Source organism: Arenibacter nanhaiticus, assembly GCF_900141935.1.
Lineage (GTDB): Bacteria > Bacteroidota > Bacteroidia > Flavobacteriales > Flavobacteriaceae > Arenibacter > Arenibacter nanhaiticus.
In genome coordinates this window covers 259,210-274,658 of sequence record NZ_FQYX01000003.1, presented here as the reverse complement: position 1 = coordinate 274,658, position 15,449 = coordinate 259,210, and the positions used below count along the sequence as shown (strand labels likewise).

At 40.0% G+C, this 15,449-nt stretch carries 8 protein-coding genes; all 8 read right to left on the bottom strand.

Annotated features, from left to right (window positions below; all coding sequences use genetic code 11):
- A partial coding sequence (locus BUA16_RS03430; protein WP_143150446.1) for a helix-turn-helix domain-containing protein occupies positions 1-263 on the bottom strand: 263 nt, incomplete at its 3' end.
- A gap of 113 nt (positions 264-376) precedes the next feature.
- Positions 377-2,029 carry a DUF4091 domain-containing protein gene (locus BUA16_RS03425; RefSeq protein ID WP_072763231.1) on the bottom strand — a complete coding sequence of 551 codons (1,653 nt, stop codon included), beginning with the start codon at positions 2,027-2,029 and terminating at the stop codon, positions 377-379.
- An 85-nt stretch (positions 2,030-2,114) separates the two neighbouring features.
- Complete coding sequence (locus tag BUA16_RS03420) at positions 2,115-3,644, bottom strand: LamG-like jellyroll fold domain-containing protein (RefSeq protein WP_072763230.1); 1,530 nt, start codon at positions 3,642-3,644, stop codon at positions 2,115-2,117.
- 2 nt (positions 3,645-3,646) lie between these two features.
- On the bottom strand, positions 3,647-6,118 hold the full coding sequence (locus BUA16_RS03415) for an outer membrane protein assembly factor BamB family protein (protein WP_178338844.1): 2,472 nt from the start codon (positions 6,116-6,118) through the stop codon (positions 3,647-3,649).
- A gap of 80 nt (positions 6,119-6,198) precedes the next feature.
- Positions 6,199-7,191: a metallophosphoesterase family protein gene (locus BUA16_RS03410; protein WP_084668425.1), complete on the bottom strand. Its 993-nt coding sequence runs from the start codon at positions 7,189-7,191 to the stop codon at positions 6,199-6,201.
- A gap of 349 nt (positions 7,192-7,540) precedes the next feature.
- Positions 7,541-9,841 (bottom strand): glycosyl hydrolase family 95 catalytic domain-containing protein, encoded by a 2,301-nt coding sequence (locus BUA16_RS03405; RefSeq protein WP_072763228.1) that lies wholly within the window; start codon positions 9,839-9,841, stop codon positions 7,541-7,543.
- 18 nt (positions 9,842-9,859) lie between these two features.
- Positions 9,860-12,712 carry an NPCBM/NEW2 domain-containing protein gene (locus tag BUA16_RS03400; protein WP_084668424.1) on the bottom strand — a complete coding sequence of 951 codons (2,853 nt, stop codon included), beginning with the start codon at positions 12,710-12,712 and terminating at the stop codon, positions 9,860-9,862.
- A gap of 197 nt (positions 12,713-12,909) precedes the next feature.
- A complete protein-coding gene (locus BUA16_RS03395) occupies positions 12,910-15,438 on the bottom strand; it encodes an alpha-N-acetylglucosaminidase (protein WP_072763227.1) in 2,529 nt (842 codons plus the stop codon).
- Positions 15,439-15,449: the final 11 nt, after the last annotated feature.

Sequence of the window (15,449 nt, the reverse complement as noted above, 5' to 3'; positions counted from 1 at the left end):
AGTTGTCCATAGGCAGGAAATTCAAAAGCGATTTGCACTACGGCTCTTTCCACTTCTTCCTCAATTCGATTCTTGAGGTTTGGCTTCCTTCTATTGAGTTCCCGTAGTGCCAACTCACCTCCTTGGTCGTAGAGCTCTTTGAAACGATAAAAGCTATCTCTGCTATAACCAAAAAGCTTGCAGGCCTGAGATACGTTGCCCAATTGTTCTGCTAACTGTAATAAACCTACCTTAGATTTAATTACCTTTGCTTCTGTATTCATTCTGACAGTTTTAAGGATTAATATTTGTTGTTTTGACTCTTTAAATATAATTCTTAACTGTCAGATTTTATCGTGGTTACTTCAAATCAATCTAAATATGTACTATCCTGTACTTAATCATTTTTCAAAGTTTCTAACAGCTCTCTTTTTACCGCCCTATAGTCCTGAATGCTTAAATTATAATCGGTGTAAGTCCGAAATAAGCGAGCAATCAATTCCTCATAACGCTTTTCATCTTTTATTTTAAGTAGTTGCAATAATTCATAATCTTCAATACCACCCCTATGAGCTTCAAAGCGCAGGGAAGACAAAGGACCGTTTTTACCGGGATAAATAATATGGGTATCTCCCGCCGGAAGGTAATTGTTAGGGCCAGCTCCAGGAGAGGGGTGTTTTACCGCACTGGTTTGGTAAGGATCTGCCTGATATTGATTTAATCCCCAATGAAGATACCCGTCCGTATTATAACGAGCAGCTCCCCAACCGAAATAAACCTGACGCAATTTCTCCATATCCAAGGTTCGGTTAAGCCATTGCCCTCCGGGTATCAAACAAGTATAGACAAAAATCTGCTCACCTTTCTGCTCTCTGTTCCTGAAAAAAGCTTCGTTTTCCTGAAAATCATTGATAATAGGACACCAAATGTCTATGGCTCCTGCCAAGTTATCCCGGTCGTTGGTCGCTTCCATAATCAAGGCTTCAGGAAACAGCTCTTTCACCTGATCGGCAATGTCTCTGTAACAAGCTGCATTTACTGCTGTAGGTTCATCGGAGATATGCTGTAGCCAGTTATCTACTATATTGTGTTTAACCGCAAAATCCCGTAAAAGCGTTATAATCTTTTGCACATCCTTTTTTCCTCCTTCCGTATAATACCGCTTACCGCTTAGGGCCACTTTTAGTTCTGCATCCCCCCAATCGTCATTGGGGCCCCTATTCATCAGATGTGGTGCTTCAAAGAAACGAAATCCATGTCTTTGAAAAACCTGAAGAAACCGCCACATTTTATCTGCTGCCAGTTTAATCTCCCCCTTTTCTACATATATCAATTCAGCGGGGATCAGGATGGCATTTTGCCGCCCTTTAGACATCAAACTAGCGTATTTGTCAAGCATCTCAAACCAGGCTTCCGTCCATCTTACGACACCGTGATGATATTCCATTTTGGATAGATTGAACCAATTTGTATAGAAAAATTCACTTTTCGAAGCCGAAGGAATATCGATCGCATGAATACGTGGTTTAAACTCCCCTACATAAGTAGTCTCTTGACTGGTTACTGTAAATTTAATAGTTGTTTCACCGGGAGATTTGTATGCTTCAGGCAAGACAAACCTAAAGGCCCGATAGTTTCCGTCACTTATAAAAATTGATTTGTCTACAGGCTTTATTACCTCATAAATCTTAAAGGGTGCTTTTCTTATAACAAAGGGATTGGGCGCTCCCGTATATAGTTCGGTACGGCTATCGAGGCCTGTATTTTGTTCTACCGGAACGTCTATCAATTCAAAAAAAGATCCGTCTGCCAAAGAACGCCCGTCTATCTCTGCGGTTATAGTAAATGGGGAGTTTTTTGGTGTTTTTACAAGCAGGTGGGCGGCTACATCGGTTTGCATAATAAAATCTGCCGACCAATGCCGACTCCAAGATTTCTCGTTATTGCGATCCGGGTACAGCGCTTCCAACGGATCAACAATCCATATTTGGGAATAAACGCTAACTGTTAGAAAAAGAAACATCAAGCTCGTCAAACATATATTTTTCATGGAAACCTTCCTTTAATTTTTATTAAATCTATAACAAACTAAGCAGATATTATGCCCTTAGTCTGACATCATTTTTTACCTATTGTTAAAAATCATCTAACAGTTTAAATTCTACGGTAACACCCGCATGATCCGAGGGAAACTGCAAAGCATGATCCTCGATAAGCCTTGCTTTTACGGGTTTTAATTTCAATCCCTTGTAGTATACAAAGTCAATTCTATCTTTGATATAAGTATCCGATGTATATAAAGGAGACCACGTAATACCGGGATGGGCCTTAACTTTAGGGTACAGCACCCGCCACGCATCTTTAAAGCCATTAGCTTCCATGGCTAAGCTGGCTGGCCATGGAACTACATATCCATTATGGGCTTCCTTGTTCTCTTTGGTCCAATCTAAATGGGAGCCACTGTTAAAATCCCCGGATAAAAGAACTGGAACCTTATCGCTATTATTTAAAAAAGGAGTGATCTCAGAAAGGATGTTCTGAATTTCTTTCCCTCTGGTCTTATTTTCTTCTACTAAAAAATCTTTAACATTCCATTTTTCATCTTTCATAAAACCCGACCAATAGTCAGGTAAATAGTGCAGCCAAACATTAAATATATTAATATGTTTTCCATTCGGAAGGGCTATGGTAGCCCCTCCGCTGTTAAAGGAATTATAAACCAAATGTGTATCGACTATAGGGTACCGACTTATAATGGAGAGATTGGAGCTTATAAGATACAAATAGTACCCTAAACCGTCTGCTATTTTTTCGCCGGATCCATAGGTCTCTACTAATGCAAATACATCTGAATTGCTTTCCTTGAGCAGTTGCATTATTCTATTAAACCCTGCTTCCTTACCAGACTCGTTACCCCCATGCCAAATATTAAAGCTTGTTAGGGTGAGATCCGCTAAGGGAGCATCAATTTCTGTCTGCTCCTTTCCTGTTACTCTGCTATACATTTTACTGATTTCCCTTGGGTCCATCGCAATGTTCGAAAAGCCAATGTCATCAATAGCCCCGTAAAAGGATTCCCACTGTTCACTCTTGTATGGTTTTTTAGTATCGATCGCATTCCCAATCACCACCTTTTCTCCTAAGTTCGCACTTTCTAAACCAGGGGCATTATAAATGGCTAATGGAAGTCCATCATAATAGAAGGACAGATCCTGACTGGTAATGTCATAGCTTACTGCCAATAAATGCCATTTCCCATCTCGAATAGATTGTCGTTCTGGGGTTGGATTATAAGTGAATTGTTTTTCGTCACTTATAATCACAAAATTCCAGGCTCCATTGGCCTGTATCCCTAATTTCCAACCATCATATCCCATATCTGTTTCCTTTAAAGAGGAAACTATGGTGTAGGCCGATCTACCTTCCTCCATAGCTTTTACCCAAACGGTAACGGTAAAATTGGTTTGCTCGTACATTGGATTAGGAACGTCAATAGCATAACGTCTGGCCACATCTCCCAAATCGAAAGCCTTTCCGATGATACCATCCGTTACCACAATTCCTTCCATATTTTCAAAATCTATGGTATGATGTGATTGCGCAAAAGTCCATATGCCTTGTATTATAAAAATAAAAAAGCATATTTTATGAAACATTTTTTTCATCCTTAACTAGTTTTAAAAAAGTAAATATTCCCTGCAAAATCACATATAAAAAAACCGTCGGCACTTATTGCTGCAGAGGTAATTAAAGGAGCCCCCAAGGCCGTTTTCCACACCAAGCTTCCAGTGTCCGCATTCACAACATATACCTTCCCATCCATAGCACCAAAAATCAGGTTATCACCAACTAAGATGGGGGTAGTTTCCAAACTCTGTTGTTGATCAGAAAAATACGAAGGTGTGTAAAACAAGGCGGGATCTACCTGGAATTCCCATTGTTTCTTTCCTGTTTTCAGATCAAAAGATGCTACACCGGGATGAGATCCTGAAATAATCACCCTATCTTGTAGAACAATCGGAGCCGAAGTTCCGGTATGCTGCATTCCTGTAATAAAACTATAGACTGTCTTTCCTGTTTTTAGATCCAGTTGATGTAATTTGTCCTGTTCGGCAACCCAGAGGTACTTGTCCTTATAGCTCAAAACTCCATCTCTAAAACGTAGACCATCATCATTCCTAGACCATAGCAATTCTCCGGTAAACCTATCGTGGGCATAGATAGCACCCCAATGACGGGATGCCAAAAGAACATCATCGGCAATAGTCATCGTAGGGGTAGTTCCTTCGCCTCCTTTCCAAGCCTTATTTTGCCATAAAACCCTTCCTGTATTCACTTCTATGGCCGAGAGTGATTCGGAAAATCCGGTATATACAATTTTTCCATCGGTTACCAAACCGGTAATAAACCCAGGAGCTCTATTGTATTTTAAATCGGTATCCCAAACCAGTTTTCCCGAAGCGATATCTATGGCATACGTATGCCCGATCATGTCGGTGGCTATCACCTTATCTTGGGCGATGACCATTTGGTTCTTAACACCGTTTTTTGTCTTATACCGCCAGAGCTCCCTGCCAGCGCCAACATCCCAACAAACAATAAAGCAGTTTTCTGCATTGCTATCATCAAACCCTGCCGTTAATACATAATTATCCTTAATTACCGGAGAACTCATATAGATATTGCTACCCACATTTGCAGTCCATTCCATGGTATAGGGCGCTTGCTGTTTGCTATCGACCACTGGATGATGCTCCTTGTTCCCCGCTAAATTCGACCATTTATCTTTAGGCGTCCCCCTATCCTTTCTATCTTCCAAACTAAATGTTTCCTTTCTATGAAGTACTTCTCCACTGCGTAAATAAGCATCTACCACCAACAAAAGGTCTTTTTCAGCAGTAGGGGTAACTTTTGCACGCCAATTCCAATCTGATGTTTTGACCATTTCATTCCATTTGGACGTATCACGGGAGGATTCCCAATTAAACCCTTCTTTACCCCAAATACTATAACGAACGCTATCCACTACAGAACCACTATCATATACATTCACAGAAACCTCTATTTCTCCCTGGTTATTTAATGTAAGTTCATTTTTTTGTGGACTCACAATTTGAATTTCTCTTTCTAGATGACTCCAAATTAATTGTGACTTGGTATTCCCTTCCTTATCTACTTTTATTGCCCTAAAACTAGAGGGAGAATGGTCGATTCCGCCCTTTGCCAAGGTAGCCGTGCTATAGGACACTACTCCAGATTTCCCATGAGTTTTTACCATATTAATATGCCAATGACCATACAACCAAGATTTTAAATTGTAATCCTCCAGAACTATAGATTCGTTGTCGTTCTTCTTAAAAACAAAACTTTCCCCATCGGTCAACAGGTCATGGTTAAAAAATATTTTGGGTTGCTCCTTGTCATACGCTTTCAGGAGGTTTTGCAACCATCCCCCAATATCCTCATGGTTAAATCCAGGAGGAAAATCGCCTCCCATCATTGGGGTAATTACAAATAAGGTATTCCCTTCTTCTACAGCATACCAAGCAGGACCAAATTTCTCTTCAAAAAACTGCTCCCCATAATCGCCTTTAACCAAGTCGTGGTTACCAAGACAATAGTAAATAGGCACGCCCAATTCTTTTTCCGTTAAGTTATCTGCATGCCACTCCATGCCTGCCTTATAACAGATATCCCCGGTATGAACTACAAAATCTGGCTTATGTACCTTAATGTACTTTTTCAGGTTATCGACCCAATCACCGTATTCAAAGGTTTCGGTATCTGAAATCTGCACAAAGTTAACCTCTTCCTTTTGTTTTTTAGTTTGTACGGGGAAATCATAGGACTTAAGCTTGGAAGTAATTGGAACAAACCGTTTTTCCGGGTTAAAACTGCCATTAGGGTAAATAGTTACAAATCTTTGCTTCTCCCATCCGGGCAATTCAAAATTCCCTTGCTCATCGGTGCGCACCACATGATAACCATCGGAAACCACCGCGTTTTCCACCCCTTTTTCTTTAGACTCTTTAATACCATTCTTATTTTGATCCAGAAAAACCTTGCCTTTTAACTGTCCGTAACCAAAAAAGTTACTCCCGAAAAGGAGCATCCCTATAGCTACTAATTTAATCTTCATGTAATTTATTTTAAACATTTATTATCTTCTGTTAACTCTTATTCCAATTTAACGAAAACTTCAACCTATCCATATAATCCCTAAAAGCTTACCTTTCTATCACTTATCGAGGCAGAAAGACGTGGCGCATCTGGATGGTTCTTCTGTGATGGCGTTGGTTCTTTAAAGGAGCTTTTCTTTCCTTCGATGGTAATTTCTCCAGAGGGATCTAGGGTGATAAAGGCAAAAATAGCATCCTTATACGTGGCCCTACTGCCATCGGAACCATAACCCTCTCCTACATAATAATAGGAGGCACTGTTCATCTGAAAATAATGAACCTTATTGATGTAACTATGGTCGTCTACGTGATGATGCCCGCAGAAACACCCAATTACCTTTTGAAAACCGGTACTGTTATTGGCATCATCGATCACTTTCCGAACTGCAAAGCGACTTGGCGAAGACCAGCCGTCCCAAATTTCGTCAAAGGCCTGATGCGAAAAAATAATAGTTTGCTTGTTCGTTTTTTCCAAATCTTGACGTAACCATTCTATTTGTTCCGGGTTCACCAAACTACGATTGGCTTGTTCAATATAAAAGTTTGCATGCCCATAATCCACGTATTTCCCATCCTTTGAAATATAATTACCATCTAGAACAACAAAATGAAAATCGCCCTTATCAAAGGAGTAGTAATTACTTTCCATTCCAAAGAAATCCATCGCCTCCTTTTTACTTCCCTTATCCATATCATGGTTTCCCAACACATGGTACTTTTCTCCCTGATAGGAATTCCAAAGATCCATACATTCCTGGGCCTCGGCTATGGGGTGACAAAAATCGCCACCTTGTATTATAAAATCCAGTTTTCGGGAAGAAGCCTCTTTTATAAAAACCTCCAAACGTTCTTGTGCATCCGCACAATAGCCATGATGCAGATCGGTTATAAAACCAACCTCAACACTTCGTTTTTTTAAAGCTTTTGACTTTGGGCTAAAGGCAAAAGAACTTGTATTAGACATCCCCACGGCAACAATACCCATGCCTAAATTATTTATAAACTGCCGTCTTCCTTTAGATGTACTTCTCATATTCTATAATAGTTTTACTTTAATTTAGGAAAGGCTTAAATACTTTCAGCGCTAGCATTAAGCCTTACAAACTAAACTAGCTTGTTACTCTTTGATTTTATTCCCACCGAGGAAATCCCCTCATATCGTTATTATTTTTTTTCTTTCTTGAGAATTGGTCTTTAACAATTATCCTTCTAGCAGTCCATAGCACTTTTGTTCGCTAAAGCATCTGTTATTAAAAGAAAACAATCTGATGAACTTTTTGAATTATGACATCAATTCCAATTCTTACCTTACTGCTTTCTCGTATTAGTATTCAATAAACGGTCTAATTCGTCTACAAATAAGACCGTTTTTAAAAGTGCCTTTATTTATAAAGGCTAAGTTCTAAAATCTCTCCCGGGTTCGAGTTCCATATTAGGATATCATCTTGCCATTTGAGTTTGTTGCCATGAATATTTATGTCTTTGGTTTTAAAGGGGTTCTTTAACCGCAATTCCCCTCCTTTTTCGGCAGTTATCTTCACTGTTTTCATTTGTCCTGCTTCTTTCTTGGCAGACACCAAGAACGCTCCCTCGGTCCGTAATTTTCTAAAACCAACAGTCTCCCAATGGGAAGGGACAGCCGGAAAAATATGTACTGTTCCCGTATGACTTTGGAGCAACATTTCTTGAATTCCCGCAGCAAACGCAAAGTTACCTTCCAAGGTAAATGGTCTGTATGTAAAATTAGACTTCCCTGTCCCAGACTGATCCCCGTTTGCGTGGAAACTGTTGGGAAGCACAAAGGAGGTTGCAAAGTCCGTTAGGGCTTTTGCGGCACCTTCCCCATCAAAAGCCCTAGCCTTAATGTTTCCAAGCCAACTAAAAGAATATCCGGTCCAGGCACTAGAGCCCGTTTTTTCTAAATTCCTGATAGTTTTATCTATGATACCTTTATCGGCCTCCCCTTTGGAAACATCAATAAGCCCCAAGGGATGGATAGCCATTAGATGGGAAAAGTGACGGTGCGATTGGTCAAACTGAGCATCTGGTGTTAACATAAGACCACTCTCGTCAACAGCAAAATCGGGCCATTTCTTTAAAATATTTTTCCACTGCCTAGCCTCTTTCTTGTAGCCTAGTTCCAAAGCCAATTCAGCAGCATGGGCATAGGTCCACCTTACCAAAGCGAGATCAAAATTAGTGGTCTTTTCAAACCAGGCATCGCGGGAATTATTATGTACTTCTGGACTAGAACTAATAGGTAGTTTTCGCTTGCCATCAGTTCCTATAACCGATAACTCATTAAAATGTTGGGCTACTTCTTTTATCCAAGGATAAGCATGGTTTTTAAGAAACTCCCTATCCATACTATACCGCCAGTGCAAGTAAAGGTGTTGCCCTAGCCAAGCCCCAACCGTTGGACCAAAAGAGTACTGAATCCACCCTCCCATAGGGTCTCCGGTCAAAGTTGTTACTCCAGGCACATTTAAACCGCTAGTACCGTAATAATCTTTAGTGTATTTTTTAAAGGTCGATTTATATTTTAGCAACCAGTCTATAAAACCTTCTTCCAGTTCCAAATGGTTTCCAGAATAGGTAGGCCAATAACTTAACTGGGTATTTAGGTCGTGATGAAAGTCGCCCTTCCATGGTGGTAATTTCCCATTGTCGGCCGTCCATACGCTTTGTAAAGAAATTGGTGGCGCTCCCTTTCTAGCGGCAGATCCTAATTTGTACATTTCCATATACCATTGATTTTGTAAAATGGGATCGGGAATACTAACGCTAGATTGTTTCCAAAAGTTATTCCACCAAGAAATATGACTCCCTTTAGAATTCTCCATTCCCTTTGAAGAAGAAGCGGCAAGGACTTCTTCTGCGGGTGTAACTATTTCCTCGGCTGTTTTTTGCGAACTAATACTCCAACTTCCTTCAAGATAGTCTGCTCCTTCTTCCCATTTGGTATATACTTGAAAATTAAATTCCTTCCATCCCTTTTGGTTATAGGTAATAGTATTTCCTTTTTGGGTAACTTTTCCAGCTTCGTATTCCAATCTTCGAAGATCCTGTCCGGTTACCGGGTCCTCAGCTCCTGATTCTTTAGCAGTAACATAAGCGGGAGGCACAAGGATAGGAGGGATAGGATTTTTTAAATTCTCAAAGCGATACCATCCTATGGGTTCCGTAGCGTGCACAAAGGTTTTTAATACAACACCATTTTTCCATCTTACCTCACAGGTCGCCGTTTTTAGTTCCAAGGTTACAGAGGCTATTTCTCCTAGGCTACTGACATCGAACTCCAACGCTCCTCCAGGAATTTTGGAAGGGGCTGGGGAATGGTCGTAGGGTACATCATATTTGTCCTGAACATTTTTATACGTATTGTTCTTCCATTGTTCATATACCCAATTAAAATCGTAATCTTCAAAATTCAAATTTTCCATGGGTCGAAGGTCCCAAAGATCTGCTCTGTCCAAGGACATTCTAAGTTTTCCTTCTTTTTGCCAAACCAAAGCACCTACGGTAGCATTTCCTAGAGGAATACCCTCGTCCCAACTGCTCGCTAGATTGGGAAAACGTAGCTCGTATTCCGGTAGCATGGAACCATCTATGGACTGTCCCTTGACTTGATAGCTTCCCAGTATGGAAAAAACTATTAATAGGCATAAAATATTTTTTTTCATTTTTAATATTTAGGTTGATTAGTGAATTTTAAACCAGTTATAACCATGAGCCGGTATTTTTACGGTAATAGGAACACTATAATCGCGCTCTAGTGTATAAGTCTTCACCGGACCTTCTTTTTCTTGTATACGGGCTACCTCTGTAAGCCCGGTATAATACAAGGGCAGTTGAATAGTTTGTGTAATCTCCTCATTGGTAGGGTTAAAAAACATGGCCATCCCCTTCTCCTTTAATTCTGGGTTTACATGCATTATGCCATCCATTTCCCTTCCATTGGCTCTTTTAAGGTGAACGATGGGGGAATTGAGAATATCGCGATATTTTTTATACCAATCTACCACCTCTATAACCATCGATTTCGTTCTCTCGGTATCGTATAAACGTGGCCCTCTATAACAAGCCTGTAACCCCATACCATAATTCTGTATCATATGCGCTTTGTAAGCCTTCACATGTGTATCCAAGGGCTCTATGGTTGCGGCGGCTCCTCCCCCATGATATTCGGTAAGCGGAACAAAGGTCCAGCTCATGCTAGGAAGTCTATCGTAGGTGCCATCGAACATATTTTGTCTGCCCAAGACCAGTTGTCGTTCTCTAGGCAAGGACCAATTTACCTCGCGATATCCTATACTGTTTTTAGTGCTACCACTTAGGTAATACCAATCTGGGATATTGAGGAAAATCCCTTTTTCGTTGCACCATTTATAGAAATCACTGATGCGTTTCCAAGATTTCCATTGGGAATCTTCCAAGCCACGGTGGCCTACGTGAGCTGTTGATGCACACAATTGACCAGGGTAAGAACCATCGTGTTCCAACAGGTCGAAACCTGTTTTTTCGAAGAAAACTTTAAGTTTTTCAAAATAATCAATACCCCATTGGCTATTTAAACAAGGAGAACTCCCATGTATTACGCCTCCTCTTTTCCCAGTTTCAGGATTAATAACATCGACCTCATCACTAATCCAGCGACTAGACAAGAGAGAGTAGCCCCCCAGTTCTATTCCCTTGGCATGGGCATAATCTGCCAAAGCCTTAAATTTGGCAATATTGGATTCGGATAAGTCTTCCATATTGAGTCCGCTACCAAAGCTTAAGATCACCATTTCGTACCCTGTTTCTGCACATTGGTCTATGGCCGCCTTAACTTTGGCATCTTCAGTAGTTGTTACATGTAAGAATAGCGGATTTTCTGTAACCCAAGGCGCTATCTTGGCATACATAGCATTGGTATATAACCCTTTGCGTTGTTTATCAGAACTATCGTACGGCAATTCCCAAATTCTAAAAGATTCAAATGTAGCAGCTGGGGCAATGGCTTCATTAGGTCCTATAGGCAATTTACACTCCAACAAACAGGGGGTTGCTAATAAATAGCTTGCTTGTGAGGTATACCGTGGGTCTTTTTCCCAATGCACTACCTTATTGGCATTTTTCATGGACATGGAATGAAAAGCATAATCGCTTTCTACATGAATATTTGGAGTTTCCCATCCCCTTTGTTTCTCTACCGCGCTCTCAGCTTCCACCATGGCCAGTATTTCACTTTTAAAATTATTTAAGACAATGGTATGCGAGCCTTTATTTGTTATGGTGAACCATTTACTAATAAGAGGGATTCCATCATAAATATTATAGTGTACCTGGACTTCAATATCCTTTAACCGACTATGGTGATAGGTAAAGGAAATGCTTTTTCCTTTTTGTGGTTGTTTAGACTCCAATGACCATCTTTTGTTAGGCCATTCAATTCGTTTTTGAATATCTCCTATGGTAAATGTCGAAAGCTGAAAAGAACCATCCGGACTCCATAGATCATCTAACCACTCTTTTTTTAAATATCCATACTCCTTTTGCCCATCTAGGCCACCAACCGCATATTCTTGTCCGTCAATGGTAAGCATGGCTTCTGGGCTAACCCCACGAAGTAAAGATTCGCCTGTAGTCAAGTTTTTAAAATCTACCGTGGCGCAATTAGGACTCAATCTAAAAGTTCTGCTTACCAAGCCATTAGACATCATTATTTCTTTACCGTTATCTTCCTTATAGATATTAGAAGAAAGGGATACCTTTTCTACCAACCAGTCCTTGTTTACCCCAGTCCTTAAAGCAGCACTCCCAACGGGAAGTTGTTCGATTAAGGGTTTTAAATGGTTGTTAAAATTATTGTCAACAGTTTTTAAGGTATTTATATAATTGGCATCTACTAATATTGGCTTAAATGAAGAATAGGTTATTTCTGGATTTCCCCAAACGGCATGATCTCCTGAAATCCCGTCATCACCATCGTTTACCGTCAGCTCTAAAACTTTGATCCCTTTTAAACTTAATGCTATCGGTGTTGGGGTTTGACCACCCTTTATTTTTTTGCTTCTCCATAAAAGCTTGCCGTCACCTTTAATAACAAATTGCACACTACCGCTGCCCATGGTTTCTTCGGAGTTCGCTATACCAACAAACTTTTTACCGGTTTCGTCTTGGGTATAAAACAATTTTGAGCCATCACTGAGAGCGTTGTATTTTACCGCTACAGGAAATGCAGAGGGATCTTGTAGTCCGACTTCGGCTTTAAAAGTATCACCTTTTCCATCCAAAAAAATATAAACACTACTTTCCGATAAGGTTCCTATTCCCTTTTTAAAGTTCGTTCCAGCTATTGTTAGGGGAGCTCCTGTTATGGCTGTATTTTTTTGTAATGGCCACCAAGGCTGAACCGCCTTTTCTATTTCTAGTTCGGAGAGGGATACTACCCCTGAAGGGGATTGTTGTGCGACTGTATAATTTAAAGAACAAACAAGAAAAATAAGTAACAGTAAAAGGTTAGACTTATAGACTCTTGTAGGAAGGGGCAAGTAAGAAGTAAATTGCATGGCGTTATAGTCAGGATATTTATTGGATTATTTCAATTGGAAAATTAGTTGCTTAGCTCCCTTGAATCCACCGATAATTTACCATTTATTGATATTTTTTTTCCATATAAGTCCTAAGACTATTCCGTTTCTAGGCAAATTGACCTTAAGAAACACGAATTATCAACGTTTAGACTTAGACCGTATCCTTTGTTTCTTTAATCTTCAAGAATTAAAACCGCCTTGCCTTTCGCTGGTATTTCTTCATCATTACTGCTTATTGCCACTTTTAGAGATGCACCGTTGTTTGCCCTCACACCCTTTGGTAATCCCAATGGATACACTACTGTTGCATTCTCTCTATCAAGAAAACCAAGCTTTGAGTTTTCATATAAAGGCTTACCATCGGCGATTAATGTTACATTTTTTATACTGACTGGCGTATTTCCGCTAGTATAAATGAATTTTACCTCTTTAATTTTTGGCAAATCCGCTCTATTAATAGGCCATTCCATGGTATTATCCTTTGAAGACCATTCGCCCACCACAATACCATCTTCATTTACGATAACAGGAACAGGTCTTTCAATAGCTTGTTTTACCAACTTCCTTGCCGACTCCAATGGATCTTTAAAAGGCTCTATTTTACTCACCCCTTTGTTTCGTACCCAAGCGTCCTCAAATGTTCTATGATCATAGGTTTCGTTTAATCGTAAGCTTTCTAATTTACCTGCCATTCTCTCCCGATAATAATCACGGATCAGACCTCCCCACATTCTAGCGGCATAATCATTAACCCCTAATTTAAGTTTTGGAGGGCCCCAAACGGTCAAAATTCTTCTTGCATCCTCTTCATACTTATCCTGTTGATTTGTATCGGTACTTGTTGCTCGGGCAAAATCAATCCATCGTTGTAGATTTAAAGTCGGATGGTTTTCCAACAACCTATCAGCATTCGTTAGTAGCTGCAATGCCCATTCACCTGCTTTATCCCGTGTTTCAAAATCTGACTTTTGATGTGCATTATAGGCATAGCCAAACCAATCTTCAGCCTTATGGCATAAGGCAGTTGCTGCAAATTCAAGAGCATCTGCTTTATACAGTTCAGAATCCTTCAACTCCTCCGAACAGGAAAGAAATTTTTCTATAGCTTCAAAAATACGGGGATCTTTGTTTATGGTTCCTGTAGACCATGATCCACTATTGCCTTGAAAACCAAAGCGAGGATGGTCTGTCATAGTTCCGTAACTAGTTTTTCTAAGCAACTGCCAAGCTTCTGCCATGGCTGTCGGAGCGGCACCGTAGCGCCCTTTCGCATACTCAACGTACCAATTATCCAAATCAATAGCTTCGCTTGTCCATGCCATATCGGACACTAGTTCAAAGGTTACTTCATTATTTTCTATACCTTCAGGGGCAAAACCAAAACCAGTATTACTTTTATAATATGGAGATTTTAAAAGCTCAATAGGGTTGGTTGCATAATAATCGTGCACACCTGTATGTCCGGTTTTTCCTCCACTATTAAGCATAAAACCATATACCCACGGTTTATTATTATACCCTTCGAATACATCATAGTTAAATCCGTTTTTATAAGCGATACCGTTATACTCATATGCATAATCGAGAATCATTAATTTGTCATCAGGAATTTTACTAAAAAGTGCATTCGTAGTTTCCTTGTTCCAGATATTTCTTTGATAAGTAAACATCCATCCCTGTACCACCCATACGGCATCCGGGTTACCAGATTTAAGTGACTCATAGATTGAGCTCCCGTATTCGGCTAAAAGTTCGGTTACCGGCCGATCTGTTTTTGGAAGGTCCATTTCATTAAAACTATCGGCAAGATAGTATTTGCCTTTACCAAATTCTCTTTCCCATTCCTCTATAAAAAGCTTTCCGATCTTATCAAACAAAGGTGTTTTTGGACTTATGAGGAACCCTTGATGTTTATCCGGGAAACCTCCCCAACTTACTGGCAAGAGCTCATTTTCTGGAAACAACCTACTAATATCCTTAGGTACAAAACCGGCAAAAGAGGGAAGAATAGGATTCATGTTAAGTTCTTTCATTCTTTTTAAGATTTTGTGCTGAAGTGCTATTTGACCATTATGCCATTCTTCCGTCAACAATTCACCACCAAGATCGTTTACATTCCCCATGCGTTGCCATGGCAGTAATGAAGGGGCCGTATAAAAGGCATCAATTTCGTCTTGCGTTAACCCCAACTTTTTCCATACACGTGTTGCAATTGCTTCATTGGCTACTAACGCTAAAGGGAAGTTCATGCCTTTTAAGGCCATCCAATCTATTTCCTGTTCCCACCGTTTCCAGTCCCAATATGGTGTTGAATAACCAAAGGCACATACATTTAAATAATATCTGTTCTTGTATGGGGAAGTACTAGTTTTTTCTACTTCGGGCAATTCCTCTGGAATATTGATATTTTTCCCAGACCAACTTATCATGGAATTTGTGGCGTTTTTTAAATAGTCATAGGCTCCCCTAGTCAATGCCGTAGGCGAATTTCCGCTTACTAAAACCTTATTGTTTTTCACCTTTATGGTATAAGTATCCAAGGAGTCATTCGCGGTGTATTTAAAGATAAATTTAGACGCGTCTTCTTCTCCTAAAGTTCTATTAAGGACCTCTTGGGCCGCCAATTCTTCCGGGCTTTGATCCTTGTAAGCGTTACATGAGCCTACTATTAAAAGGAGCGAAATAATTTGTAATCTGAACATAATGATAATTG

Bases quoted from the DNA above. Each gene is read 5' to 3' on its own strand.
- BUA16_RS03425 (WP_072763231.1), bottom strand. From the start codon at position 2,029: ATGAAAAATATATGTTTGACGAGCTTGATGTTTCTTTTTCTAACAGTT.
- BUA16_RS03420 (WP_072763230.1), bottom strand. From the start codon at position 3,644: ATGAAAAAAATGTTTCATAAAATATGCTTTTTTATTTTTATAATACAA.
- BUA16_RS03415 (WP_178338844.1), bottom strand. From the start codon at position 6,118: ATGAAGATTAAATTAGTAGCTATAGGGATGCTCCTTTTCGGGAGTAAC.
- BUA16_RS03410 (WP_084668425.1), bottom strand. From the start codon at position 7,191: ATGAGAAGTACATCTAAAGGAAGACGGCAGTTTATAAATAATTTAGGC.
- BUA16_RS03405 (WP_072763228.1), bottom strand. From the start codon at position 9,841: ATGAAAAAAAATATTTTATGCCTATTAATAGTTTTTTCCATACTGGGA.
- BUA16_RS03400 (WP_084668424.1), bottom strand. From the start codon at position 12,712: ATGCAATTTACTTCTTACTTGCCCCTTCCTACAAGAGTCTATAAGTCT.
- BUA16_RS03395 (WP_072763227.1), bottom strand. From the start codon at position 15,438: ATGTTCAGATTACAAATTATTTCGCTCCTTTTAATAGTAGGCTCATGT.